The organism is Streptomyces dysideae (genome assembly GCF_001514305.1).
GTDB classification, from domain to species: Bacteria; Actinomycetota; Actinomycetes; order Streptomycetales; family Streptomycetaceae; genus Streptomyces; species Streptomyces dysideae.
Genome location: NZ_KQ949108.1, coordinates 102,266 through 125,774, shown reverse-complemented (window position 1 = coordinate 125,774; position 23,509 = coordinate 102,266). Strand labels below are relative to the sequence as shown.

The following is a 23,509-nucleotide window of genomic DNA, read 5'->3' as shown; positions in this document are numbered from 1 at the left end:
GGACCTCACCGCACCCGTTGCCACCTCGTCCGAAGGGAAGTCCTGACATGGCCGCTGCGCTGGACCGCATCCGGGTCGGCTCGGCCCCCGACTCCTGGGGCGTGTGGTTCCCCGACGACCCGGTGCAGGTGCCCTGGGTGCGCTTTCTCGACGAGGTCGCCGAGGCCGGCTACTCGTGGATCGAGCTGGGCCCGTACGGCTATCTGCCGACCGACCCGGCCCGGCTCACCGACGAGGTGGACAAGAGGGGCCTGAAGGTGTCGGCCGGCACGATCTTCTGCGGTCTGCACCGCGGTCCCTCCGAGTGGGACTCCACCTGGGAGCAGGTCAGCCGGGTCGCCTCCCTCACCCAGGCCATGGGAGCGAGGCACCTGGTCGTCATCCCGTCCTTCTGGCGGGACGACAAGACCGCCGAGATCCTGGAGCCGCCGGAGCTGACCGGCGAGCAGTGGGCGTACCTGACCAAGGGCATGGAGCGGCTCGGGCACGAGGTGAAGGAGGCGTACGGTCTCGACATCGTCGTGCACCCGCACGCCGACACCCACATCGACACCGAGGCGCACGTCGAGCGGTTCCTCGACTCGACCGACTCCGACCTGGTCAACCTCTGCCTCGACACCGGTCACTACGCCTACTGCGGCGGCGACAGCGTCAAGCTGATCGAGACCTACGGCGAGCGCATCGGCTATCTGCACCTCAAGCAGGTCGACCCGGAGATCCTCGCCGACGTCGTCAAGAACGAGGTGCCGTTCGGCCCGGCCGTGCAGCGCGGGGTGATGTGCGAACCGCCGTCCGGTGTACCGGAGCTGGAGCCGGTGCTGGTCGCGGCGCAGAACCTCGGCGTCGAACTGTTCGCGATCGTCGAGCAGGACATGTACCCGTGCGAGCCGGACAAACCGCTGCCCATCGCGGTGCGGACCCGCAAGTTCCTTCGTTCCTGCGGCGCCTGACGACCCGAAAGGACGGCCGATCGCCATGACCCAGCGTGCGGAGACGCTCGGTGTCGCAGTCATCGGTACGGGAAAGATGGGCGCGGATCACGTGCGCCGTATCCAGGAGGTCACCAGCGGGGCACGGGTGACCGCCGTCGTGGACGTCGACGCGGAACGCGCCAAGATGGTCGCCGCCCGCGTCGACGGCTGCACCGCCTACACCGACCCGGCCGCCGCGATGGCGGCGGCCGACGTCCACGCGGTGCTCGTCGCCTCGCCCGGCCCCGCCCACGAGGCGGCGCTGCTCACGGCCTTCGAGCACGACCTGCCGGTGTTGTGCGAGAAGCCGCTGACGCCGGACGCGGCCTCCGCGCTGCGGATCCTGGAGGCCGAGCGGAAGCTGGGCCACCGGCGGGTCCAGGTGGGCTTCATGCGGCGCTACGACGCCGAGTACATGAAGCTCAAGTCCCTGCTGGAGACCGGCCAGTTGGGCCGTCCGCTGATGCTGCACAACCGGCATCGCAACGTCGCCAGCGCGCCCGGCTGGACCAGCGAGATGCTCATCAACGACTCGGTGACCCACGAGATGGACGTGACCCGCTGGCTGCTCGGCCACGAGATCACCGCCGTCACCGTGCTCACCCCGACGCCGTCCGACAACGCGCCGGACGGCATCCGCGACCCCCAGTTCGTGATCTTCGAGACGGACGGCGGCGCCATCGTCGACGTCGAGATCTACGTCAACTGCGGCTTCGGCTACCAGGTCCAGGCCGAGGCGGTCTGCGAACGCGGCACCGCCCGCATCGGCGACGGCCACGCCATGGTCACCCACGCGGCCGGCCGCTGGGGCGGCATCATCGCCCAGGACTTCGTGGAACGCTTCGCGGACGCCTACGACCGCGAGGTCCAGGCCTGGGTCGACGCCACCCGGCGCGGTGAGGTCACCGGGCCCAGCGTGTGGGACGGCTACGCGGTGGCCGCGGTGTGCGAGGCGGGCGTACGGGCGCTGGAGGAGGGCGTACGGGTCGAGGTGGAGCTGGTGGAGCGGCCCGCGCTCTATCAGTAGGCCCGCTCACGGAGCTGCGGATCCTCTCCCTGCGCGAGCGGCACGGGATCCTGAGCTTCGGCGACCACCTGGAACAGACCGCCGACTTCGCCGACACCCTCGTCATCGACGTGGGAACACCGGAGTCCGGCGCCGGAATCCGGGCCGCCTGGAACTCGGAGATCGACGGCGCGATCCGGGACCACCAGGCCGCCGGAGCACCCCGCTCCGGCGAGGACCCCACCGTCGGCCGCTGGGTCGCCCACATCCCGCTGCCGTCCACCCCGCGCCCCTCGTCGGCGCGGACGCGAGAATCCGCCTCACCGCCACGCCGTGGAGCTGAACCGGTCCGGCGGCCGACGCGGTGTCGTCGGCCGCCGGAACCTCAGCCGGTGACGGTGGTACGCGGCCGCGGCTCGAACCCGGCCGCCCGATAGGACGCGTCGATCAGCTGCATCGTGGCCAGCGCGTCGTCCGCGTCCAGGGGCAGCGGGGTGTCCTGCCGGAGGTGCGCCGCGAACGCCTCCAGCTGGTACGTGTACGAGGAGCGCGTACCGAGCCGCTCCGTCCGCTCGCTCTGCGCCGTGCGCACCACGATCCGGTCGTCCCGGTGCGGCAGCACGAAGTTCGGCGCGAAGGCCTCGCCCAGGGAGCCGGTGATCCGGCAGCTCATCTCCAGGTCGCCGTACGCCATGTGGCAGCGCGCGGACGCGGTGGCGCCGCCGGGGAACTCCAGGTCGGCGTCCAGCCACTCGTCGACGCCATGCGCGCTCGTCCGCTCCCCGCCGCGCGCGGCGACGAGGCGCGGCGCACCGCCCGCGAACGGCGCGAGCATCCGCACCGCGTGCAGGCTGTAGCAGCCCAGGTCCATGACCGCCCCGCCCGCGAGCGGCAGCGACCAGCGCGGGTCGGCGTCGTCGGGCGCGGGAATCGCGACGAGCGTCTCCACCCGCCGCAGTTCGCCGAGTTCGCCCGAGGCGAGGATCTCGTGCAGCCGACGGGTGACCGGGTGGAAGAGGTAGTGGAAGGCCTCCATGAAGACGGTGCCGGACTTGGCGACCGCCTCCCGTACCTCGGCGGCCTCCTCGGCGTTGCTCGCCGACGGCTTCTCCGTCAGGACGTGCTTGCCCGCCGCGAGCGCGGCGAGGTTCCACGGCCCGTGCAGCCCGTTCGCGAGCGGGTTGTAGACGACCTCGACCTCGGGGTCGGCGAGCAGGTCGGCGTAGGAGTCCACCACCCGCTCCACGTCGTGCTCGTCCGCGAACGCCTCGGCCCGGGACCGGTCGCGCGCGGCCACCGCCACGAGGCGGTGGCCGGTCGTCCGGGCCGGGCCGACGAGGGAGAGCTCGCTGATGCGTGCCGCGCCCAGCACTCCGATGCGAAGCGGTTCCCGGCCCGGATTCTTCATGTCTGCCGTACCTCCTGGATCGTCACGGGGCGGTGCTCGTTCAGCGACAGTGTGCACGCCTCGGCGATCCAGCCCGCCTCCAGGGCGTCCTCGATCGTGCACGGCGAGCTCCGGGTGCCGGCCACGACCTCGGTGAACGCGGTGAGTTCGGCGCGGTAGGCCTCGGTGAAGCGGTCCATGAAGAAGTCGTGCGGGGTGCCCGCCGGGAAGGTCACGCCGGGCTCGACGGAGCGCAGCGGCAGCTTGTCCTCGAGGCCGACGGCGATGGAGTCCTGGAAGCCGTGGATCTCCATGCGGACGTCGTAACCCCGGGCGTTGTAGCGGGAGTTGGAGATCACCGCGATGGTGCCGTCGTCGAGGGTGAGGAGCGCGCCGGTGGTGTCGGCGTCGCCCGCCTCCTTGATGTAGTCGGCACCCCGGTTGCCGCCGACGGCGTACACCTCGGTCACCTCGCGGCCGGTCACCCAGCGGATGATGTCGAAGTCGTGCACCGAGCAGTCCCGGAAGATGCCACCGGAGGCGGCGATGTACGCGGCGGGTGGCGGCGCCGGGTCCAGGGTGGTCGACCGGACGGTGTGCAGCCTGCCCAGCTCACCGGCCTGCACGGCGGTCCGGGCGGCCACGAAACCGGTGTCGAAGCGGCGGTTGTAGCCGATCTGGATCGGCACGCCCTTGCCCTGGACGGCCTTGAGCACCTCGACGCCCTCGGTCATGGTCTTGGCGACGGGCTTCTCGCAGAAGACGGGGATGCCGGCCTCGACGGCGGCGAGGATCAGCCCGGGGTGGGCGTCGGTCGCGGCGGCGATCACCACACCGTCGATGCCGGCGGCCAGGACCGCCTCGGGGGAGTCCGCGACCTCGCCGCCGAACCGCTCGGCGGCGGTCTTGGCCGCGTCCGCGAACGGGTCGGCGAGAACGAGCGACTCGACCGCGTCGAGTCCGGAGAGGGTCTCGGCGTGGAAGGCGCCGATGCGGCCGAGGCCGAGGATTCCGATACGCATGGGGGTGCTACTCCTTGGAGGGTGCGGTTTCTTACAAGAGCTCTAGTCGAGTCCGCCGAGGACGTTCTGGTCCCAGTCGAGCACCGAGCCGGTGACGACGCCGGACCGGTCGGACAGCAGGAAGACCACGAAGTCGGCGATTTCGTCGGGCTGGCCCAGCTTGCCCATCGGCAGTCTGGCGGCCGCCTCCTCGCGCCAGTCGTCCCCGGCGCCGTGGAAGGCCTTCTGCGTGGCGTCCTCGCCCTCGGTCGCCGTCCAGCCGATGTTCAGGCCGTTGATCCGGATCCGGTCCCAGCGGTGCGCGTGCGCCGCGTTGCGGGTCAGACCGACGAGGCCGGCCTTGGCGGCGACGTACGGCGCGAGGAACGGCTGTCCGCCGTGTGCCGACGAGGTGATGATGTTGACGATGGTGCCGGGTGCCTTGCGCGCGACCATGTCGGCGACTGCGGCCTGCATGGCGAAGAACGGTGCCTTGAGGTTGATCGCGATGTGCTGGTCGAACAGTTCGGGCGTGGTGTCCAGCAGCGTGCCCCGGGAGGTCAGCCCCGCCGAGTTGACCAGGCAGTCGACCCGCCCGTACGCGTCGACGACCTGGGCCACGGAGGCCCTGGCCTGCTCGGCGTCCGCGAGGTCGGCCCGTACGAACATGGCCTTGCCCCCGTCCGCGGCCAGCTCGGCCACCAGGGCCTCACCGGGTTCGGAGCGGCGGCCGGTGACGGCCACGGCCGCCCCCTCGCGGACGGCCGCCCGCGCGATGGCGGCGCCGACGCCCTGGCTGCCGCCGTTGACGAGGACGACCTTGTCGTCGAGAAGTCCCATGGTTGTTCCGATTCCTTTCAGCTCTGGCGCCGCTCGGCGCCGGCCCTCAACTCGTCCCGCAGAACCTCGGGAGCCCAGGTCTCGCGCAGCGCGCGCCGTACGACGTCCGCCTGTGCGGGCGGGGCGAGCCCGGCCACCGGCGGATCGCTGTCGAGGTTCGTCGGGAAGGGGTAGCCCTCGGCGCTCGCGGCGATCACATGCTCCAGCCACGCCTCGCCCACCCCCTCGGCCCGCCGCTTCAGCAGCACCGGGAAGACGGCGTTGGCGACCGCCTCACGGTCCACCGTCTCCATCGCGCGCCCGAAGGCCGAGGACACCTGGAGCAGGTTGGCCATGCGCCGGATGTCCGCGGAGCGGTTGGTCCCGGCGGCGTGGAACAGGGCGGGGTTGAAGAAGGCCGCGTCGCCCTTGGTGAGGGGGAGTTGGACGTGGTGTGCTTCGAAGTAGGCCTGGAACTCCGGGAGTCGCCACGCCAGATAGCCCGGCTCGTACGTCTGCGAGTACGGCAGGTACATCGTCGGCCCGGACTCGACCGGCATGTCGCAGTGTGCGACGGCGCCTTGGAGGGTGAGCACGGGGGAGAGGCGGTGGACGTGCGCCGGGTAGGCGGCCGCGGCCTCGTTGGACAGGAACCCCAGGTGGTAGTCCCGGTGCACGGTCTGCGCCGCGCCGCCCGGATTGACCACGTTGACCTGCGAGGTGACCTGGTAGCCGGGGCCGAGCCAGGCGGCGGAGACGAGCGCCAGGACGTCGTTGGCGTAGTAGTCGGAGAACGCCTCCGGGTCGTAGAGGGCCGCCTTCTCCAGCGCGTTCCACACCCGGTCGTTGGCACCCGGCTTGGCGAAGTGGTCCCCGGCGCTCGCGCCCGAGGCACGCTGCTCGGCGATCAGGGCGCCGAACACCTCGCTGACCCGGTCCACGACCTCCGGGTCCGGGAAGGCGCCCCGGAAGACGACGATGCCCGGCCCGTCGGTGAAGGCGCGGACGAGTTCGGCCTGGATCTCCGGCCGGTCCTCGCTCCGCCGGAGCCGCGCACTGTCGTAGACGAGGACGTTCCGTTCCACGGCGGCGGCGTACGGGTAGTCGGCGAGGTCGGTCGTTCGCTCGGCCACCGCACGGAAGACGTCGAGGTCGCAGTCCTGCTCGGACAGCCACGCACGACGGTGTACGGAGGTGAAGGACATCGGCGTCCTCTCGGTGACAGGGGTGACTCAGCGCTGTCATTCTTGTCATGACAAAGCCGTCGAACAACCGGCAGGCACCCATCAAAAACCCCTCAAGGAGCGGACGCATGGGCCACCCGTTCCCGATCCGGGAAATCGCACGTCAGGCGGGCCTGAGCGAGGCCACCGTCGACCGGGTCCTGAACGGCCGCGGAGGGGTGCGGGAGAGCACCGCGCGAGAGGTCCAGCAGGCCATCGCCGACCTGGACCGCCAACGCACCCAGGTCCGCCTCGTCGGCCGTACCTTCATGATCGACATAGTGATGCAGGCACCGGAGCGCTTCTCGACGGCCGTGCGGGCCGCCCTGGAGACGGAGCTGCCGTCCCTCCACCCGGCCGTCATGCGCTCACGCTTCCACTTCCGCGAGACCGGCCCGGTCGGGGAGCTGACCAGAACCCTGGACCGGATCGCCCGGCGCGGCTCGCAGGGCGTGATCCTCAAGGCCCCGGACGTCCCCGAGGCCACCGCCGCCGTCGCCCGGCTCGCGGAGGCCGGCATCCCCGTCGTGACGCTGGTGACCGACCTGCCCTCGACCGCGCGCCTCGCCTACGTCGGCATAGACAACCGGGCGGCGGGCGCCACGGCGGCGTACCTCATGGGCCAGTGGCTGGGGGAGCGGCCGGGCAACGTCCTCACCAGCCTCAGCAGCGGCTTCTTCCGCAACGAGGAGGAGCGTGAGATGGGCTTCCGCAGCGCCATGCGGGCCCGCCATCCCGACCGCACCCTGGTCGAGATAGCCGAGGGGCAGGGCCTGGACGCCACCCAGTACGACCTCGTCCGGGCCGCGCTGGAACGGGACCCGGACATCCGCGCCGTCTACTCGATCGGCGGCGGCAACATCGCCACCCTGCGCGCCTTCGCGGACCTGGGCCGTGACTGCGCGGTGTTCGTCGCGCACGACCTCGACCACGACAACACCCGCCTGCTGCGCGAGGAGCGCCTGTCCGCGGTGCTCCACCACGACCTGCGCCAGGACATGCGCGAGGCCTGCCACATCGTGATGCGGGCCCACGGCGCGCTGCCGCCCGCGGGACCGACGCTGCCGTCCGCGATCCAGGTGGTGACGCCCTACAACATGCCGGTGCCGCTCACAGGCTGACCCACGCGCCGCTCACCGCGGACCGCGCCATCGCGTCCAGTACGGCGGCACTCCGCACGGCGTCCGAGAGGGTGGCCCCGTGCGGCTCGCCCTCGGCTACGGAACGCAGGAAGCGGTACGCCTCGATGACCTTGAGGTCGTCGTAGCCCATGGCGTTCGCCGCGCCCGGCTGGAAGGCGCCGAACTCGCCGTCGCCCGGGCCGACGTACACCGTGCTGACGGGCTGGTCCTGGTAGGTCGTGCCGCGGCTGACGCCGAGCTCGTTCATCCGGCGGAAGTCCCAGAACACCGCGCCCTTGGTGCCGTGCACCTCGAAGCCGTAGTTGTTCTGCTCGCCGACCGAGACCCGGCAGGCCTCCAGGACACCGCGGGCGCCGGAGGCGAAGCGCAGCAGGCAGTTGACGTAGTCCTCGTTCTCCACGGGGCCGAGCGTGCCGCCGGTGGCGCGGCTGTGCCCGGCCGTGGCACCGGTGGGACGGGCTCGCTCCGGTACGAAGATCGCGGTGTCGGCGGTGAGCGACGCGATATCGCCCAGCAGGAAGCGGGCCAGGTCGGCGCCGTGCGAGGCCAGGTCGCCCAGCACGCCGCTGCCGCCGCGCTCCCGCTCGTACCGCCAGGTCAGCGCCCCCTCGGGATGCGCCGCGTAGTCGCTGAACAGCCGGACGCGGACATGCGTGACGGTGCCGATCTCGCCCGAGGCGATCAGGTCACGGGCGGCCTCGACGGCGGGCGCGTTGCGGTAGTTGAAGCCGACGGCTCCCTGGACGCCGGCCTTGGCGACCGCGTCGGCGACCGCCTGGGCGTCGGCCACCGAGAGGCCCACCGGCTTCTCGATCCAGATGTGCTTGCCGGCCTCGGCCATCGCGACGCCGATCTCGTGGTGCAGGAAGTTCGGGGCGGTGATGCTGACGGCCCGGACCCGCGGGTCGGCGGCCACCTCACGCCAGTCGCGGGTCGCCGACGCGAACCCGAACCGCGCGGCGGCCTCCTCGGCCCGGCCCGGCACCTCCTCGGCGACGGCCACCAGCTCCGGACGCACGCTCAGCCGCGGATAGTGGTGCGGGACGCGGGCGTACGCCTGGGTGTGCACCCGGCCCATCCAGCCGAATCCGACGACGGCGACACCGAGCGAGTCCACCATGACAGCCCCTCTTTGGACCGGTCCATTTTCTGTCCCGATCACCCTGAGCCGGGATTCAGCTGGTGTCAACCCTTTGACAAGCGTGATGGGTGCGTGGAACGGTCCATGTCCATGAGACCGCCGACGATCCGCGACGTGGCCGACCGGGCCGGCGTCTCCAAGTCGCTGGTCTCGCTGGTGCTGCGCGGCTCCGACCAGGTGCGTCCGGAGAAACGGGAAGCGGTACTGCGGGCGGCCCGCGACCTCGACTACCGCCCGAACGCCGCCGCACGCAGCCTCAGCGAGCAGCGCACCCGCACTGTCGGCGTCCTCCTGAACGACCTGCGCAACCCGTGGTTCGTTGACACGCTCGACGGCCTGAACTCCCTGCTCCACGACAACGGCCTGCACATGATCCTGGCCGACGCCCGCCTGAACCGCCGTACCGGCCAGGATCCGGCCGGCCCGTTCCTGGACCTCGGGGTCGACGGCCTGGTCGTGGTCGGCACGCTGCCCGACCCGGCCGCGCTCGGGGCGGTCGCCGAGCGCATCCCGGTGGTGGTCGCGGGCGCCCGCGAGCCGGTGCCGCCCGGCGTGGACGTCGTGGCCAACGACGACGAGAAGGGCGCGCGGCTGGTCACCGAGCACCTCATCGGGCTCGGGCACCGGCGGATCGCGCACCTCGCGGGGTACGGCGCGGTGGGCGAGCTGCGCCGGCGGAGCTTCGAGGCGACGATGCGGGCGCACGGCCTCGCGCACGAGGCCGTCGTCGAGCCGAGCGACATGACGGAGGAGGGCGGCTACCGCACGACGGTCCGCCTGCTCAGCCGCCCGGACCGCCCCACCGCGCTCTTCGCCGTGAACGACATCGCCTCCGTCGGCGCCCTGTCGGCGGCCGAGGAACTGGGCCTGCGGGTGCCGCGTGACCTGTCCGTCGTCGGCTACGACAACACGAGCATCGCCCGGCTGCGCCACGTATGGCTCACCACCGTCGACAACGCCAGCCACGAGGTCGGCCGCCGCGCCGCCCGCCGCCTCCTGGACCGCTTCGAGGGAACCGGCGGCGAAGGGCGGGTCCACCTGGCCGGGCCGACCCTCGAGATCCGCGGCACGACAGCACCCGTACCCACGCACTGACCGCTCGTGTCAACGGCCTGAGGGTGTCCGGCCCCGAATTATGCACGCAATACGGCAGACGAAATTGTTGACAATTCTGTTTGGCTGGATTTAGGTTCGACAGGCACTCACTCAGGGAGGGCACATGCCGAAAGAAGCCCGTCCGAGCACCGGAGAGCAGGCCAAGCAGCATGCGTTCGCGCAGCTGCGCCAGGCGATCCTGCACGGCGAGATGGCACCGGCACAGCGGCTGGTGGAGAACGAGCTCGCCGAGCAGTTCGGTGTGACACGGGCCAGCATCCGCGCCGCACTCATCGATCTGGAGGCCCAGGGCCTCGTCGAGCGGATCCGCAACCGGGGTTCGCGGGTGCGGGTGGTGACCGTGGAGGAAGCGGTCGCCATCACCGAGTGCCGCATGGTCCTCGAAGGGCTGTGCGCGGCGAAGGCGGCCGTCGCGGCGAGCGACGAGCAGCTGACCGAACTGGCGGACCTGGGCACGGCGATGACCAAGGCCGTGGCCGACGGCGAGCCGATGACGTACTCCGAACTCAACCAGGAACTGCACGCGAAGATCCGGCAGTACTCCGGCCAGCAGACGGCCCTGGAGCTGCTGGACCGGCTCAACGCACAACTGGTGCGCCACCGCTTCCAGCTGGCGCTGAGGCCGGGACGTCCACAGCACTCCCTGAACGAGCATCTGGCGATGATCGAGGCGGTCAGGGCCAGGGACCCGCAGGCGGCCGAGGCGGCCGTCCGCGCCCACCTCACCAGCGTGATCGAGGCGCTGCGCGACTGAGAGCCGCGTGAGTCGGGCGCACCACCTGTCAGCCGAGGAGATCCAGCAATGACGCACACGGGCGAGCCCGCCGCCACCTCACGATCGACCCTCGTCGTCACCGCCCACGCCGGCGACTTCGTGTGGCGGGCGGGCGGAGCCATCGCCCTCGCCGCCTCCCGGGGCGAGCAGGTCACCATCGCCTGTCTGACCTTCGGCGAGCGCGGCGAGTCCGCCAAAGCCTGGCGCGAGGGCAAGAAGCTCGACGAGATCAAGGCGATACGCCGCGACGAGGCCGAGCGCGCCGCCGCCACCCTCGGCGCCGAGGTCCGCTTCTTCGACGCCGGCGACTACCCGCTGGTCGCCACCGCCGAGTTGACCGACCAGCTGGTCGAGGTCTACCGCGAGACCCAGCCCGACGTCGTCCTCACCCACCCCACCGAGGACCCGTACAACGGCGACCACCCGGCCGCCAACCGCATGGCCCTTCAGGCCCGTGTCCTCGCCCAGGCCATCGGCTACCCGGGTCCCGGCGAGATCATCGGCGCCCCGCCGGTCTTCTACTTCGAGCCGCACCAGCCCGAGATGAGCGGCTTCAAGCCAGAGGTCCTCCTCGACATCACCGAGGTCTGGGAGACCAAGCGCAAGGCGATGGAGTGCCTGGGCGCGCAGCAGCACCTGTGGGACTACTACACCGACCTCGCGGTACGCCGCGGCGTCCAGCTCAAGCGCAACGCCGGCCCCAACCTGGGCCTGGCCCACAAGACCATGGCCGAGGCCTACATGCGCCCCTACCCGCAGATCGCGAAGGAGCTGGCATGAGCGGCGTGATCGTCACGAACCCGCCGAAGGCGGACGCGAAGGACGTCGACGCGCTGGCCGGGTTCGGCGTCGCCACGGTGAGCGAGGCGATGGGCCGAACCGGCCTGCTGGGCCCGGGAATCCGCCCGATCCAGCAGGGCGTACGAGTCGCCGGAACCGCCGTCACTGTGCTCAGCTGGCCCGGCGACAACCTCATGATCCACGCCGCCGTGGAGCAGTGCGGCGAGGGCGACATCCTGGTCGTCACCACCACCTCGCCGTCCACCGACGGCATGTTCGGCGAACTGTTCGCCACCGCGCTGCACCGGCGCGGCGTGCGCGGCGTCGTCACCAACGCGGGCATCCGCGACACCCAGGAACTGCGGGACATGGGCTTCGCCTCCTGGTCCCGGGCCGTCTCCGCACAGGGCACCGTCAAGGCCACGGGCGGTTCGGTCAACGTGCCGGTCGCGATCGACGGCCAGGTGATCCGCCCGGGCGACGTGATCCTCGCCGACGACGACGGCGTGGTGGTCGTACCGCGCGAGCGTGCCCGCGAGACGGCCGAGCGGTCCGAGGCCCGCGAGGCCAAGGAGGCCGCCACCCGGGCCGCCTTCCTGGACGGCCAACTCGGCCTGGACCGCTATGGCTTGCGCGAGACCCTCCAACGCCTCGGCGTCGAGTACAAGACCTGTGAGGAGTACGAGGGGGAGCGGTCGTGACCCCCGTGCCCGACGAGGTCCGCTGTATGCTCATGCGCGGTGGCACCTCCAAGGGCGCCTATTTCCTCGCCGGGGACCTGCCAGCCGACCCGGCCGCCCGCGACGCACTGCTGCTGCGCGTCATGGGCAGCCCCGACGAGCGGCAGATCGACGGCCTCGGCGGGGCGCACCCGCTCACCAGCAAGGTGGCCGTGGTGTCCCCCTCCGCCGACCCGCGGGCCGACGTCGACTACCTCTTCCTCCAAGTCGCCGTAGACAAGCCCGAGGTGAGTGACCGTCAGAACTGCGGGAACATCCTCGCCGGCATCGGCCCGTTCGCCGTCGAGCGCGGACTGGTCCCGGCGGGGGAGGAGCGGACCTCCGTCCGCATCCGCATGGTCAACAGCGGCGACCACGCCACGGCGACCTTTCCCACCCCGGGCGGCCGGGTCGACTACACCGGTGACGCCGAGATCCCCGGCGTACCGGGCACGGCCGCTCCCGTGGTGATCGAATTCCCGGCGGGGGCAGGGAGGTTGCTGCCCACCGGCAACGTCCGCGACGAGATCGACGGCGTACCGGTGACCTGTGTGGACAACGGCATGCCGACGGTCCTCATCGCGGCCTCCTCGCTCAAGGTCACCGGCTACGAGTCGCCCAAGGACCTGGAGGAGGACGTCGCGCTCGCCGACCGGCTCCGGGAGATCCGTCTGGCGGCGGGTCGGCTGATGGGGCTCGGTGACGTGGCGGACACCACCGTGCCCAAGCTCACCCTCCTCACCCCGCCCCGCGCCGGCGGCGCGGTCACCACCCGCACCTTCATTCCCGTGCGCTGCCATACGTCGATCGGCGTGCTCGGCGCGGCCAGTGTCGCCGCCGGACTGCGGATCGAGGGCGGCGTCGGTGCGGAGCTTGCCCAACTGCCCGCCGAGGGTGACCGAGTTCGCATCGAACACCCCACGGGATTCCTGGACCTCGAGAGCAGCCTCGGCACCGGCTCCGACGGCCTGCCCTCCGCGCGCCGCACGGCCGTGGTCCGTACGGCCCGCAAGATCTTCGACGGCACCGTCTTCCCCAGGTCCACCGAGACGGCCCCGATCCCCGCAGCAACCCCTGGAGGCCCCCGATGACCCCGCCGCTCGGCGACATCGCCCACATCGGCCACGCCCAGCTCTTCACCCCCGACCTGGACGCCAGCGTCGCCTTCTGCACCGACTATCTGGGCCTCACCGTCAACGGGCAGGACGGCGACACCGTCTACCTGCGGACCTTCGACGACTACGAGCACCACAGCCTCGTCCTCACCGCCCGCGAGCGGCCCGGCCTCGGCCGGCTCGCCCTGCGCACCTCCAGCGAGGACGCACTGCACCGCCGCATCAAGGCGATCGAGGAGGCGGGCGGCTCCGGCAAGTGGGTCGAGGACGAGCCCGGCATCGGCAGGCTCTACCTCACCACCGACCCCGACGGGCACGAGCACGCCCTCTACTGGGAGAGCGAGCACTACCGGGCGCCGGAGGAGCTGCGGCCCGCGCTGAAGAACCAGCCGCAGGCCAAGCCCAACCGGGGCGTCGGCGTACGGCGGATCGACCACGTCAACTTCCTCGCCGCCGACGTGCTCGCCAACGCCGAGTTCCAGGAGAGCGTCCTCGGCGCCCGGCCCACCGAGCAGATCCGGCTCGACAACGGGAAGATCGCGGCGCGCTGGCTGACCTTCACCGACAAGTCGTACGACGTCGTCTACACCTCGGACTGGACCGGTTCCACCGGCCGGCTGCACCACATCGCCTTCGCGACCGACACCCGCGAGGACATCCTGCGCGCCGCCGATCTCGCCATCGACAGCGGCGTGTTCATCGAGACGGGACCGCACAAGCACGCCATCCAGCAGACGTTCTTCCTCTACGTCTACGAGCCGGGCGGCAACCGCATCGAACTGTGCAACCCGCTCACCCGGCTGGTGCTGGCCCCCGACTGGCCGCTCATCACCTGGACCGAGGCGGAGCGGGCCAAGGGACAGGCCTGGGGACTGAAGACCATCGAGTCGTTCCACACGCATGGGACGCCTTGATTGTCCCCTCCGCTCGCGGCAGCAGACTGGCCGTCCTGGTCGTCGGCCTGTGCTGGCTGGCCGTCCTCTTCGACGGCCTCGACATGTTCATCTACGGCTCGGCGCTGCCGCACATGCCGGCGACCGAGGCCCTCGGCCTCACCGCCGGCCAGGCCGGTGACCTCGGCGTCGCGCTCTTCAGGCTCGGCCGGACCCTCGCCGGCATCGGCCTCGGCGGACTGCTGCCGACCGCGATCAGCATGGTCTCCGACTACGCCCCGCGCGGCCGCGCCGCCCTCACCATCGGCATGCTGATGACCGCCCACCACGCGGGCGGCATCCTCTCCGCCTACGTCGCCAAGTGGCTGGTGGAGCCGGTCGGCTGGCGTGCCGCGTTCTGGGTGTGCGTGGTCCCGCTGCTCTTCGCGCCGGTGCTGGCCAGGTTCCTGCCCGAGTCGCTGAGCTTCCTGGTCGCCACGGGCCGCACCGAGGAGGCCCGTGCGCCGGCCGACCGCTACGAGGTCGAACTGCCCGCCGCGCCCGGCAAGAAGGCCGCCGGCGACCGCTGGAACTCGCGCGCCGGTCTGTTCCGCGGCGGCGAGTGGATCCAGACGCTGCTGTACTGGCTGGCCTCCTTCGGCGGACTGCTCCTCGTCCACGGCGTCGCCACCTGGCTGCCCACCCTGATGCGCGGCGAGGGCTACAACCTGGGCTCGGCCCTGACCTTCGTGGTGCTGTTCAACCTCGGCGGCATCGTGGGCATGGTCGTCGCCGGCCGGGCCGCCGACCGCTTCGGCGCCCCGCGCATCTCGGCGACCTGGTTCGCGGTCACGGCCGCCGGTGTGTTCCTGCGTCCACATGCCGCTGGGCGTGACCTTCCTGGTCGTCTTCCTGACCGGCGTGTTCCTCGGCAGCGCCCAGACGATGATCTACGCGACGGTGTCCATCCGCTCCGCCGCCGGGAACCGCGCCACCGCGGTCGGCTGGACCTCCGGCATGGGCCGCTTCGGCGCCGTCTTCGGACCGTTGCCGGGCGGCCGGCTGCTCGCCGCGGACCAGGGTGACTGGGGGGTCACCGCCTTCGCCCTCGCCGGACTGTCGTCCATGGTCTTCATCGGCATCGCGGCCCTGCGTGGCCCGAAGCAGGGGCCGCGCAGCGGCAGCGAGCAGGAACTGGTCGTCGCCCACTGACCGGCCGCCGCGGGTGGCCTGGTACTTTCTACGGCCGCACGAAAACCTGTCCGAAGGAGGAGCGATGGGCGAAGGCCGGGACCGGCGCCTGCGGCGCGCCGAGTGGTCCGGCGCCGTCGCGACGGCGCTCCTCGCGGTGGTGGCCGTCGGCGGATTCGGGATCCGGCTCGGGCTGCCGTGGTGGGCGATGGCGGCCGTGTGCGTTCCGACGGCGGGGCTCGCCGCCTGGACCGGGGTGCGGATCGGTCGCCGACGCGGCATCCGCGACCAGGCCCTGGAGCCGGGGGAGACGGTGCTCGGCACCTACACGGTCCGGCCCCCGTACGCCGAACACACCCCGCCCGACCTGCACCAGGGCCCGCAGTACCAGCTCCTCGTGACCACCCATGGCGTGCAGATGTGGGAGCGTTCCGTCCTGCTGTGGCGTCACCCGTGGCCGGAGCTGCGGGTGCTCGTCGACGGACCGCGGCTGCGGCTGCACCACGAGGGCCGCGAGGCCGGGACGATGCAGTTGCAGGATCCGGCCGCCGTGTACGAGATCCGGGCCATCGCGCGGCGGCATGGGGCCGCCTGAGCTCGTCCTCAGCCCATCCGGTCCTCGGCCGACAGGTGTTCGACCGTGCGACCGGTCTCGGTGAACGTGCGGGTCACATGGCCCGAGGAATACACCCACAGGATGCGCAGCGGGCGGTCGCCGATGTTGCGGAACAGGTGGGGGACCGGCGACGGGATGTAGGTCGTGTCGAACCGCTCCAGCTTCGTCACCTCGCCGTCCACCACCACCTCCGCCTCGCCGTCGAGGACGGTCACGTGGTCGTCGCAGTTGTGTGAGTGCAGGGGCGCCCGACGGTGGCCGTCTGCCTGGAGGCTGGTGGGTGCCTGCTCGGCGCGCGCGGGCACTGGCCGGTGGAGCGGCCCGGCTGGCGCCGCGTTCCTCACCCGCTCGCAGCCCCCCGCACCTCCCGTGCGATCAGGGCGTACACCTCCCGAGCTCGCGCGTCGTCCTTCCCGTCGTAGCCGTGATCGGCACCGGCCACCACGTGGTACCCGACCAGCGCCCCCGCCTCCCGCAGCCGCTCGGCGTACCGTTCGGCCTCCGCCCTGAGTACGTCGTGCGCGGCCGTGATGACCAGTGCCGGGGCTATGCCCTTCAGGTCCGCCGTGTCCGACGGATGCGCCGGCGACACCAGCCGGTCGCGGCGCAGTCGTACGTCCGGGACGTACGACGAGTCGAAGACGTCGCCCATCCAGGGCCGCAGCATCGGCTTGGGGACGGCGGCGCGCTTGTTGCGGATGCCGGTCGCCAGGTCGAGCGGCGGATAGTGCAGGACCTGGAGCGTGATCGACGGCCCGCCCTCCTCCATCGCCTGCCGTGCCACGGCCGCCGCGAGCCCGCCGCCGGCACTCTGCCCGCCGATGCTGAGCCGCCCGCCGTCCCAGCCGTGCTCGGCACCCTGCTCGGCGACCCACCGCACGACCTCGTACGCCTGCCGGGCCGGGGCCGGGAACGGATGCTGCGGAGCGACGACGTAGTCCACGTTGATCACGACCACGCCCGCCTCGGCGGCGAGGAACCGGCACAGAGGGTCGTCCAGCTCGGTCAGCGCCATGACGTACCCGCCGCCGTGGAAGTTGACGTGCACGGGCGGTGCCGGGGCGTCGGTCCCGGGCAGATAGACCACCGCCCGGGCCGGGGCGACCGACGTCGGGATGGTCAACTCCCTGACGTTGCGCGGGAATTCGGGGAACCGGGCGTGCGAGGCGGCGGCGGAGCCGCGACCCCCGGAACGCCGGTCCGCCATCGTGGTCATACGTTGCAGCGCCTTGGCGACGAAGGCGGCCACTGCCGGCCTGGCGAGGAGGGACATGCGACTCCATTCCCACGGGAATTTACTTGAGTTAGGCAATCATGTCCCGCGCGGGGTCGTGCTGCACATGGGGTAGGGTTTACCTGCGTGTTCACGCGGTTCACCGCGCACAACGCACCGGGACGTGGCGCAGCTTGGTAGCGCACTTGACTGGGGGTCAAGGGGTCGCAGGTTCAAATCCTGTCGTCCCGACGGTGCGAGGGTCTTCGCAGGCGAGAGTCTGTGGGGGCCCTTTTCCGCGTGGGGCGTTTCCGGCTTCGCAGTTGGGCGTGTCGCTCATCGGTACCTTTACTCCGAGACCGGCGAAGGCGGTGCTTTGGCCAGCAGTGTCTGGGGGCATGCCGCAGTACGGTCTCGACCGCCTCGTGGCCCAGACGCCGACGCAACCGCGGGACGAAGTCCCGGCCGAGCACATCAATGCCCGGCCCGCCACCGTAGGAGATGAGCGAGGACTTGCGTCCGGCGTCGGTTCCCAAGCGGATCTGGCCCAGTTTGCCGGCCTCGGCCATGTGCTCGATGAGGTCGGGGACAACTGAGTCCGGCCGGTATTTGATCCGCCCGATCCTGTCGTAGACGAGGTACGCGCCCCGGGCGATGAGGTCGAGGTGGAGTTCCGGATCGGAGTTGCGGTCGGTGTGGGCCAACAGGACCCGTCCGGCCGGGATGCCGTGCTTGTCCAGGAGGTCCAGGGCGGCGTGCGCGGCGGTCCCGATCTCGGTGTGCACCGCCACGGCCGCTCCCGTGCTCCGGGCCGCCGCCGCTCCCGCGGCGAACCAGCGCTCCTCGTGGCGGTCGATCCCCTGGCCGAAGGCCCGGACGGCCCGGACGGATCCCGCTTCCACTTCGCCGAGGGCCGCGGCACAGGTGGCGAACTGCCGCCCAGCAACTGGCACTCCATGTTCGGCGGACCCGCCTGGACCCCGGTCGCCGAGCCCGACGGGACACCGGGCCAGTGGTACCTGCACCTGTTCGGGCCGGAGCAGCCCGACCTGAACTGGCGCAACCCCGAGGTCGGCGGCTACTTCGAGCAGGTGCTGCGGTTCTGGCTGGACCGCGGCGTCGACGGGTTGGTGCATGCCCACCGCTGGCGCCATACGCTCGCCCCGAGTGGAAACGGGCCGGTGGCGACAGCAGGTCGGAGGTCGTTTCCGGTTGATCGGAAGTGGCGTCTTCGTCGTTCTTGGGGGCCAGATGGGGACCGGGTGCGATGGGGCGGTTATGTAAACGTTTCCCTTGTTCGGTGGACTCTTCCATGTCGAACAGACCGTGCACCCTGCCGTAGAGCAGCGGGAAGTAGACGAAGCTGATCGTCCCCCCTTCCGCGCCCGCAGGTTCGCCGAGTCGGTCCCACCAGTGGGCCGGGCTGGGCGAATAGATGATTCGATTTGTGCTTGATCTTGCATTATGTGGTCTTTAGTGTTCGCCGGGAGGGAAACGCTGCGAGGTCCGAGTTCCGTGTCACCGTCCGGAAGCGAGGTGTGGAGCGCGTGCACGCGAGGTGCGGCTGCCGGCCCGTTTCGGGTCAGAAGGGACGTCCCAGAGGGACGCGATGGCTGCGGGCGTTCGCCGTACTGCCGTTGCTGGCGTCGGTGCTCGCCGCTTGTGGCAGTGACGAGGGCTCCGGTAGTCCCACCCTCAACTGGTACAACTTCCCCGACGACTCCGGTGCGCTCCAGAAGGCGGCCGACCGGTGCAGCCAGGCGTCGGGCGGCCGCTACAGGATCAGCTACAACAAGCTCCCGCGTGCCGCGGACGGCCAGCGCCAGCAGCTTGTCCGCAGACTCGCCGCTGAGGACGCTTCGCTCGACATCCTGGGCCTGGACGTCACCTGGGCGGCGGAGTTCGCCGAGGCACGCTGGATCCGGGAATGGACTGGGACGGCGAGGCGGCAGGCCGTAGAGGGCACCCTGCGCGTACCGCTGCAGACCTCGACCTGGAGGGGCAAGCTGTACGCCGTCCCGTACAACACCAACACCCAGCTCCTGTGGTACCGCAAGGACCTGGTGCCCACCCCACCCAGGACCTGGGCCGAGATGCTGGACATGGTCGGCGCCCTCGCCCGGCAGGGCAAACCGCATTTCGTGGAGATTCAGGGCGCCCAGTACGAGGGCCTGACCGTCTGGTTCAACACGCTGATCAACAGTGCGGGCGGCTCCATCCTCAACGCGAGCGCGACCGAGCCCTCCCTCGGCCCTCCTGCCGTGCGGGCCGCCGGGATCATGCGTGATCTGGCGAGGTCCCCGGCCGCGGACCCCTCCCTGTCCAACCAGATGGAGGACCAGAACCGCCTCGCCATGGAGTCGGGGGTGGCGGCGTTCGAGCTCAACTACCCGTTCGTCTATCCGTCGATGAAGGCGAACAACCCCGAGCTGTTCAAGAACTTCCGCTGGGCGCCGTACCCCCGGGTCGACGCGAACCGCCCGGCACGGCCCACCATCGGCGGCATCGATCTGGCGGTGAGCGCTTACTCGCGCCACCCCGACCTGGCCTTCGAGGCGGCGCTGTGCCTGCGCAACCGGGAGAACCAGCTCACCGCCGCGCTCGAGGGCGGTCTGCCGCCCACCCTGCGCGCCCTGTACGACGATCCCGCGTTCATGAAGGAGTACCCCTTCTCGGGGGAGGTGCTGGCCGCCCTGGAGTCGGCGAGCGTGCGCCCGCTCACTCCTGCCTACCAGAACGTGTCGATCGCGGTCTCCCACACGCTGTCTCCGCCGTCCGGGATCAATCCGGAGAGCTCCGTCGACACCATCAGGGAGCAGATCGACGATGCCCTGCGATCCGAGGGTGTGATCCCGTGAACCACCTCCTCCCGCACCACTCCGTCAGCCGGCGCCGCGGTGCGCGGGCCTCGTCCTCGGACGGCCCGAGATGAGCACGCGGGCGCAACCGGCCGGAACCCCGCCGCCCCCCGAGGTGGAGACGGAGCAGGCCGGGCCGGACCGGGCGGCACTCTCGGCGGGCGCCAGGCAGGAGCGGCGGCTCGGCTGGCTGCTCTGCGCGCCCGCGGTCGTCGTCATGATCGCCGTGACCGCATACCCCATCGGGTACGCCGTCTATCTGTCCCTCCAGCGGTACGACCTGCGCTTTCCCGGACAGGCGGAGTTCGTGGGTCTGAACAACTACGGGGCGGTGCTGTCCTCCCCGTTCTGGTGGGACGCCTTCTGGGTCACGCTGTTCATCACCGCCGTGTCCGTGACGATCGAACTGGCCCTCGGAATGGGGCTCGCCCTGGTCATGCACCGCACGATCTTCTGGCGCGGCGTCGTCCGCACGTCGGTCCTCATTCCGTACGGAATCGTCACGGTCGTCGCCGCCTTCTCCTGGCAGTACGCCTGGACCCCGGAGCTCGGATACCTCGCCGAGCTGTTGCCCAGCGGGGAGGCCCCGCTGACCGAGCAGTGGCCCGCCCTCTGGCTGATCATCCTCGCCGAGGTGTGGAAGACGACGCCGTTCATGGCCCTGCTGCTGCTCGCGGGTCTCGCGCTGGTCCCCGAGGAGACCCTGAAGGCGGCCATGGTGGACGGTGCCACCGCCTGGCAGCGCTTCACCAAGATCATGCTGCCGCTGATGAAACCGGCCATCCTGGTGGCACTGCTCTTCCGCACACTTGATGCGTTCCGGATCTTCGACAACATCTACATCCTGACCACGGGCGCCCACGGGACCGGCTCTCTGTCGATCCTCGGGTACGACAACTTGTTCACCGCGCTGAACCTGGGCATCGGGTCGGCGATCTCGGTCCTGATCTTCATCTGCGTCGGGATCATCGCCTTCACCTTCGTCAAACTGTTCGGCACCGCAGCACCGGGCGCGGAGGTGAAGCGCTGATGGCCGCAGTGGGAAAGACACATGCCACCCGATGGGGCGTCCTGAACGTGGTGGTGGTGCTGTACGCCCTGTTCCCGGTGTGGTGGATCGCCGCGCTGTCGTTCAAGGACCCCAGCACCCTGACGGACGGCAACTACATCCCCACGGACTGGACCTGGGAGAACTACCAGGGCATCTTCGAGACCACCGAGTTCACCCGTGCGCTGATCAACTCGATCGGCATCGCCCTGATCGCCACGGTGGTCGCGGTGGCGCTGGGCACCATGGCCGCCTACGCGGTGGCCCGGCTGCGGTTCCCCGGCAAGCGGGTGCTCATCGGCATGTCACTGCTGATCGCCATGTTCCCGCCGATCTCCCTGGTGTCACCGCTGTTCAACATCGAGCGGATCATCGGGATCTTCGACACCTGGATCGGGCTGATCATCCCGTACATGACCTTCTCCCTGCCGCTCGCGATCTACACCCTGTCGGCGTTCTTCCGGGAGATCCCCTGGGATCTGGAGAAGGCCGCCAAGGTCGACGGGGCGACGCCCGCGCAGGCCTTCCGGATGGTCATCGTGCCGCTGGCCGCGCCGGGCGTGTTCACCACGGCCATTCTCGTGTTCATCTTCTGCTGGAACGACTTCCTGTTCGCGATCTCGCTGACGTCCACCGAGTCCGCGCGCACCGTGCCTGCCGCGATCGCGTTCTTCACCGGGAGCTCCCAGTTCCAGCAGCCCACAGGGTCGATCGCCGCCGCCGCTGTGGTCATCACCATCCCGATCATCGTTTTCGTCCTGTTCTTCCAGCGGCGGATCGTCGCCGGACTGACCTCCGGGGCAGTCAAGGGGTGAACGGGCCGACCGCGGCAGACAGGCCACCGGTCCGGGCCACCGACCGCAGTACTCGGACCCGGAAGGCATGAAGGCAAGGAGGCACCATCCATGGCCGAGATCATCCTTGAGGGAGTCACCAAGCGCTTTCCCGACGGGGCCCTCGCCGTGAAGGACGTGGACCTCGAGATCGCCGACGGCGAGTTCGTGATCCTGGTCGGTCCGTCGGGATGCGGCAAGTCCACCACCCTGAACATGATCGCCGGACTTGAGGACATCACCGAGGGCACCCTGCGCATCGGAGACCGAGTCGTCAACGACCTGGCTCCCAAGGAACGCGACGTCGCCATGGTGTTCCAGAGCTATGCCCTGTACCCGCACATGAACGTCCGGGAGAACATGGGCTTCCCGCTGCGCCTGGCCAAGGTGGACAAGGACACCATCAACGCCAAGGTGACGGAAGCCGCCCGGATCCTTGACCTCACCGAGCACCTGGACCGCAAGCCCGCCAACCTCTCCGGCGGTCAGCGCCAGCGGGTGGCCATGGGACGGGCGATCGTCCGTGATCCCAAGGCGTTCTTGATGGACGAGCCGCTGTCCAACCTGGACGCCAAACTCCGGGTACAGATGCGCACCCAGATCTCCCGGCTGCAGCGGCGTCTCGGCACGACCACCGTGTACGTCACTCACGACCAGACCGAGGCGATGACGCTCGGCGACCGGGTCGTGGTCATGAGACAGGGTCTGGTCCAGCAGATCGGCACACCTGCCGAGCTGTACGACTCGCCGCGCAACATCTTCGTGGCGGGCTTCATCGGCTCCCCGGCGATGAACTTCCTGAACGCCACTCTGGCGGGCGGTGCCCTGCGCTCGTCCCTGGGCGACCTGACCCTCGGCGACCGTACGAGGCGGGCGCTGGAACGGCAGAACGCGCCCCGCGAGGTCATCGTCGGGCTACGACCGGAGGCATTCGAGGACGTGGCCCTGTCACACGACCGGGACCGGACGGGGCCGGTCTTCACCGCCACTGTGGAAGTACTGGAGTCGCTGGGCTCCGATGTGTATGTCTACTTCACCGCGGAGGGCGGGCCCGCGACGACCGCCGAACTGGAGGAGCTCGCCAAGGAATCGGGCCTGCGCGACACCGGCGCCGACACCCAGCAGCTCGTGGCCCGCCTGGACGCCGCCACGCGTGCCCGCGAGGGCGAGCCGGTGGAGCTGCAGGTCGACATGGCCAAGGTTCACGTGTTCGACCCGGCGACCGGAGCGAACCTTACGCATCCAGTGAGGGCGGACTGACGATGCACCACACAGGGCGCGATCCGCATCCATGTACTCGGTGACCCAAGAGGCGGCTGGTCTTCGTCGACTGCGCAGGCGTCCCGGAAAGTTCCCCGTGAAGGGTCTTCGCGGGCGGATGCCCGTGGAGGCCCATTCGCATCTGGGCCCACGGCGCCGCCGCGGTCCGCTGCCTACCAGTTGCGTTCCCTTCGGAGGCTGTCTCTGCCAGTGCGCGGTTGTGCACACCCTGGAGGGAAAAGGTCGTAGAACCACTCGGGTGCGACCAGCATCGACGTCATGGCCACGCGCCACCCTCGCGCTTTCACGGTGATCGCGCGCTCTATCGCGTAGAGCCCCGTAAGGGCTATCCCGAAGGGAGCGATCCTGACGCCGGCACCGGTCATGACGAACCACAGAAGCGACCCGACGTGTGTCGTACAC

General features: G+C 70.6%; 22 protein-coding genes, 1 tRNA gene and 2 pseudogenes. 17 read left to right on the top strand and 8 right to left on the bottom strand.

Annotated features, from left to right (window positions below; genetic code table 11):
• Positions 1–47: 47 nt before the first annotated feature.
• The gene (locus AQJ91_RS37905) at positions 48–950 is read left to right on the top strand and encodes a sugar phosphate isomerase/epimerase family protein (protein WP_067031154.1); all 903 of its coding nucleotides are present in this window, start codon (positions 48–50) and stop codon (positions 948–950) included.
• Between the two features lie 25 nt (positions 951–975).
• Positions 976–1,998, top strand: coding sequence for a Gfo/Idh/MocA family protein (locus AQJ91_RS37900; protein WP_067031151.1), 1,023 nt, complete (start codon positions 976–978; stop codon positions 1,996–1,998).
• 364 nt (positions 1,999–2,362) lie between these two features.
• Here the strand turns inward: AQJ91_RS37900 and AQJ91_RS37890 are convergent, their stop codons facing one another.
• From AQJ91_RS37890 to AQJ91_RS37875, 4 genes are read right to left on the bottom strand one after another with little or no spacing between them, the layout of a single operon-like run.
• Positions 2,363–3,385, bottom strand: a complete 1,023-nt coding sequence (locus AQJ91_RS37890; RefSeq protein ID WP_067031145.1) for a Gfo/Idh/MocA family protein — start codon at positions 3,383–3,385, stop codon at positions 2,363–2,365.
• Entirely contained in the window at positions 3,382–4,386 is a 1,005-nt protein-coding gene (locus AQJ91_RS37885; RefSeq protein ID WP_067031142.1) for a Gfo/Idh/MocA family protein, read from the bottom strand. The genes AQJ91_RS37890 and AQJ91_RS37885 overlap by 4 nt, the downstream gene beginning before the upstream one ends.
• Before the next feature lie 42 nt (positions 4,387–4,428).
• The gene (locus tag AQJ91_RS37880) at positions 4,429–5,205 is read right to left on the bottom strand and encodes an SDR family oxidoreductase (protein ID WP_067031139.1); all 777 of its coding nucleotides are present in this window, start codon (positions 5,203–5,205) and stop codon (positions 4,429–4,431) included.
• A gap of 17 nt (positions 5,206–5,222) precedes the next feature.
• On the bottom strand, positions 5,223–6,389 hold the full coding sequence (locus tag AQJ91_RS37875; RefSeq protein WP_067031136.1) for a phytanoyl-CoA dioxygenase family protein: 1,167 nt from the start codon (positions 6,387–6,389) through the stop codon (positions 5,223–5,225).
• Positions 6,390–6,496: 107 nt separating this feature from the next.
• Between AQJ91_RS37875 and AQJ91_RS37870 the strand changes: the two genes are divergently transcribed.
• A complete protein-coding gene (locus AQJ91_RS37870; protein ID WP_067031133.1) occupies positions 6,497–7,528 on the top strand; it encodes a LacI family DNA-binding transcriptional regulator in 1,032 nt (343 codons plus the stop codon).
• On the opposite strand, the gene AQJ91_RS37865 is transcribed toward AQJ91_RS37870, so the two are convergent.
• Complete coding sequence (locus AQJ91_RS37865) at positions 7,518–8,669, bottom strand: Gfo/Idh/MocA family protein (RefSeq protein WP_067031130.1); 1,152 nt, start codon at positions 8,667–8,669, stop codon at positions 7,518–7,520. The two genes, AQJ91_RS37870 and AQJ91_RS37865, sit on opposite strands and share 11 nt — an antisense overlap.
• 111 nt (positions 8,670–8,780) lie before the next feature.
• Here AQJ91_RS37865 and AQJ91_RS37860 point away from each other — a divergent pair, with 111 nt between their 5' ends.
• The 8 genes and pseudogenes from AQJ91_RS37860 to AQJ91_RS37825 all read left to right on the top strand — a co-directional run bounded on the left by AQJ91_RS37860 (position 8,781) and on the right by AQJ91_RS37825 (position 15,853).
• A complete protein-coding gene (locus tag AQJ91_RS37860; RefSeq protein ID WP_067031186.1) occupies positions 8,781–9,785 on the top strand; it encodes a LacI family DNA-binding transcriptional regulator in 1,005 nt (334 codons plus the stop codon).
• A gap of 124 nt (positions 9,786–9,909) precedes the next feature.
• The gene (locus AQJ91_RS37855; RefSeq protein WP_067031127.1) at positions 9,910–10,560 is read left to right on the top strand and encodes a GntR family transcriptional regulator; all 651 of its coding nucleotides are present in this window, start codon (positions 9,910–9,912) and stop codon (positions 10,558–10,560) included.
• 48 nt (positions 10,561–10,608) lie between these two features.
• Positions 10,609–11,361 carry a PIG-L deacetylase family protein gene (locus AQJ91_RS37850; protein ID WP_067031124.1) on the top strand — a complete coding sequence of 251 codons (753 nt, stop codon included), beginning with the start codon at positions 10,609–10,611 and terminating at the stop codon, positions 11,359–11,361.
• Positions 11,358–12,062, top strand: a complete 705-nt coding sequence (locus AQJ91_RS37845) for a 4-carboxy-4-hydroxy-2-oxoadipate aldolase/oxaloacetate decarboxylase (protein ID WP_067031122.1) — start codon at positions 11,358–11,360, stop codon at positions 12,060–12,062. The genes AQJ91_RS37850 and AQJ91_RS37845 overlap by 4 nt, the downstream gene beginning before the upstream one ends.
• Positions 12,063–12,088: 26 nt before the next feature.
• Entirely contained in the window at positions 12,089–13,171 is a 1,083-nt protein-coding gene (locus tag AQJ91_RS37840; RefSeq protein WP_067031183.1) for a 4-oxalomesaconate tautomerase, read from the top strand.
• Positions 13,168–14,109: a VOC family protein gene (locus AQJ91_RS37835; RefSeq protein WP_067031118.1), complete on the top strand. Its 942-nt coding sequence runs from the start codon at positions 13,168–13,170 to the stop codon at positions 14,107–14,109. Before AQJ91_RS37840 ends, AQJ91_RS37835 begins: the two co-directional genes overlap by 4 nt.
• A pseudogene (locus AQJ91_RS37830) lies at positions 14,106–15,279 on the top strand (MFS transporter). Before AQJ91_RS37835 ends, AQJ91_RS37830 begins: the two are co-directional and overlap by 4 nt.
• A 64-nt stretch (positions 15,280–15,343) precedes the next feature.
• Positions 15,344–15,853: a hypothetical protein gene (locus tag AQJ91_RS37825; RefSeq protein WP_234383283.1), complete on the top strand. Its 510-nt coding sequence runs from the start codon at positions 15,344–15,346 to the stop codon at positions 15,851–15,853.
• 8 nt (positions 15,854–15,861) lie between these two features.
• On the opposite strand, the gene AQJ91_RS37820 is transcribed toward AQJ91_RS37825, so the two are convergent.
• Positions 15,862–16,179, bottom strand: a complete 318-nt coding sequence (locus AQJ91_RS37820) for a cupin domain-containing protein (protein WP_234383282.1) — start codon at positions 16,177–16,179, stop codon at positions 15,862–15,864.
• A gap of 35 nt (positions 16,180–16,214) precedes the next feature.
• Positions 16,215–17,147, bottom strand: coding sequence for an alpha/beta hydrolase fold domain-containing protein (locus AQJ91_RS37815; protein ID WP_067031115.1), 933 nt, complete (start codon positions 17,145–17,147; stop codon positions 16,215–16,217).
• A gap of 118 nt (positions 17,148–17,265) precedes the next feature.
• Between AQJ91_RS37815 and AQJ91_RS37810 the strand changes: the two genes are divergently transcribed.
• Positions 17,266–17,339, top strand: a tRNA-Pro gene (locus AQJ91_RS37810).
• Here AQJ91_RS37810 and AQJ91_RS52815 read toward each other — a convergent pair.
• Positions 17,321–17,989, bottom strand: a complete 669-nt coding sequence (locus AQJ91_RS52815) for a phosphotriesterase family protein (RefSeq protein WP_159054740.1) — start codon at positions 17,987–17,989, stop codon at positions 17,321–17,323. The two genes, AQJ91_RS37810 and AQJ91_RS52815, sit on opposite strands and share 19 nt — an antisense overlap.
• Between AQJ91_RS52815 and AQJ91_RS54035 the strand changes: the two are divergent.
• From AQJ91_RS54035 to AQJ91_RS37785, 5 genes and pseudogenes are all read left to right on the top strand, one after another.
• A pseudogene (locus AQJ91_RS54035) lies at positions 17,948–18,289 on the top strand (alpha-amylase family glycosyl hydrolase); the annotation flags it as partial. The gene AQJ91_RS52815 and the pseudogene AQJ91_RS54035 sit on opposite strands and share 42 nt — an antisense overlap.
• 435 nt (positions 18,290–18,724) lie before the next feature.
• The gene (locus AQJ91_RS37800) at positions 18,725–19,945 is read left to right on the top strand and encodes an ABC transporter substrate-binding protein (RefSeq protein WP_234383281.1); all 1,221 of its coding nucleotides are present in this window, start codon (positions 18,725–18,727) and stop codon (positions 19,943–19,945) included.
• A 70-nt stretch (positions 19,946–20,015) separates the two neighbouring features.
• Complete coding sequence (locus AQJ91_RS37795; RefSeq protein WP_067031110.1) at positions 20,016–20,975, top strand: carbohydrate ABC transporter permease; 960 nt, start codon at positions 20,016–20,018, stop codon at positions 20,973–20,975.
• Complete coding sequence (locus tag AQJ91_RS37790; protein WP_067031107.1) at positions 20,975–21,808, top strand: carbohydrate ABC transporter permease; 834 nt, start codon at positions 20,975–20,977, stop codon at positions 21,806–21,808. Before AQJ91_RS37795 ends, AQJ91_RS37790 begins: the two co-directional genes overlap by 1 nt.
• Before the next feature lie 90 nt (positions 21,809–21,898).
• Positions 21,899–23,086 (top strand): ABC transporter ATP-binding protein, encoded by a 1,188-nt coding sequence (locus AQJ91_RS37785; protein WP_067031104.1) that lies wholly within the window; start codon positions 21,899–21,901, stop codon positions 23,084–23,086.
• Positions 23,087–23,509 lie beyond the last annotated feature (423 nt).

Bases quoted from the DNA above. Each gene is read 5' to 3' on its own strand.
- AQJ91_RS37905 (WP_067031154.1), top strand. From the start codon at position 48: ATGGCCGCTGCGCTGGACCGCATCCGGGTCGGCTCGGCCCCCGACTCC.
- AQJ91_RS37900 (WP_067031151.1), top strand. From the start codon at position 976: ATGACCCAGCGTGCGGAGACGCTCGGTGTCGCAGTCATCGGTACGGGA.
- AQJ91_RS37890 (WP_067031145.1), bottom strand. From the start codon at position 3,385: ATGAAGAATCCGGGCCGGGAACCGCTTCGCATCGGAGTGCTGGGCGCG.
- AQJ91_RS37885 (WP_067031142.1), bottom strand. From the start codon at position 4,386: ATGCGTATCGGAATCCTCGGCCTCGGCCGCATCGGCGCCTTCCACGCC.
- AQJ91_RS37880 (WP_067031139.1), bottom strand. From the start codon at position 5,205: ATGGGACTTCTCGACGACAAGGTCGTCCTCGTCAACGGCGGCAGCCAG.
- AQJ91_RS37875 (WP_067031136.1), bottom strand. From the start codon at position 6,389: ATGTCCTTCACCTCCGTACACCGTCGTGCGTGGCTGTCCGAGCAGGAC.
- AQJ91_RS37870 (WP_067031133.1), top strand. From the start codon at position 6,497: ATGGGCCACCCGTTCCCGATCCGGGAAATCGCACGTCAGGCGGGCCTG.
- AQJ91_RS37865 (WP_067031130.1), bottom strand. From the start codon at position 8,669: ATGGTGGACTCGCTCGGTGTCGCCGTCGTCGGATTCGGCTGGATGGGC.
- AQJ91_RS37860 (WP_067031186.1), top strand. From the start codon at position 8,781: ATGAGACCGCCGACGATCCGCGACGTGGCCGACCGGGCCGGCGTCTCC.
- AQJ91_RS37855 (WP_067031127.1), top strand. From the start codon at position 9,910: ATGCCGAAAGAAGCCCGTCCGAGCACCGGAGAGCAGGCCAAGCAGCAT.
- AQJ91_RS37850 (WP_067031124.1), top strand. From the start codon at position 10,609: ATGACGCACACGGGCGAGCCCGCCGCCACCTCACGATCGACCCTCGTC.
- AQJ91_RS37845 (WP_067031122.1), top strand. From the start codon at position 11,358: ATGAGCGGCGTGATCGTCACGAACCCGCCGAAGGCGGACGCGAAGGAC.
- AQJ91_RS37840 (WP_067031183.1), top strand. From the start codon at position 12,089: ATGCTCATGCGCGGTGGCACCTCCAAGGGCGCCTATTTCCTCGCCGGG.
- AQJ91_RS37835 (WP_067031118.1), top strand. From the start codon at position 13,168: ATGACCCCGCCGCTCGGCGACATCGCCCACATCGGCCACGCCCAGCTC.
- AQJ91_RS37825 (WP_234383283.1), top strand. From the start codon at position 15,344: ATGGGCGAAGGCCGGGACCGGCGCCTGCGGCGCGCCGAGTGGTCCGGC.
- AQJ91_RS37815 (WP_067031115.1), bottom strand. From the start codon at position 17,147: ATGTCCCTCCTCGCCAGGCCGGCAGTGGCCGCCTTCGTCGCCAAGGCG.
- AQJ91_RS37795 (WP_067031110.1), top strand. From the start codon at position 20,016: ATGAGCACGCGGGCGCAACCGGCCGGAACCCCGCCGCCCCCCGAGGTG.
- AQJ91_RS37790 (WP_067031107.1), top strand. From the start codon at position 20,975: ATGGCCGCAGTGGGAAAGACACATGCCACCCGATGGGGCGTCCTGAAC.
- AQJ91_RS37785 (WP_067031104.1), top strand. From the start codon at position 21,899: ATGGCCGAGATCATCCTTGAGGGAGTCACCAAGCGCTTTCCCGACGGG.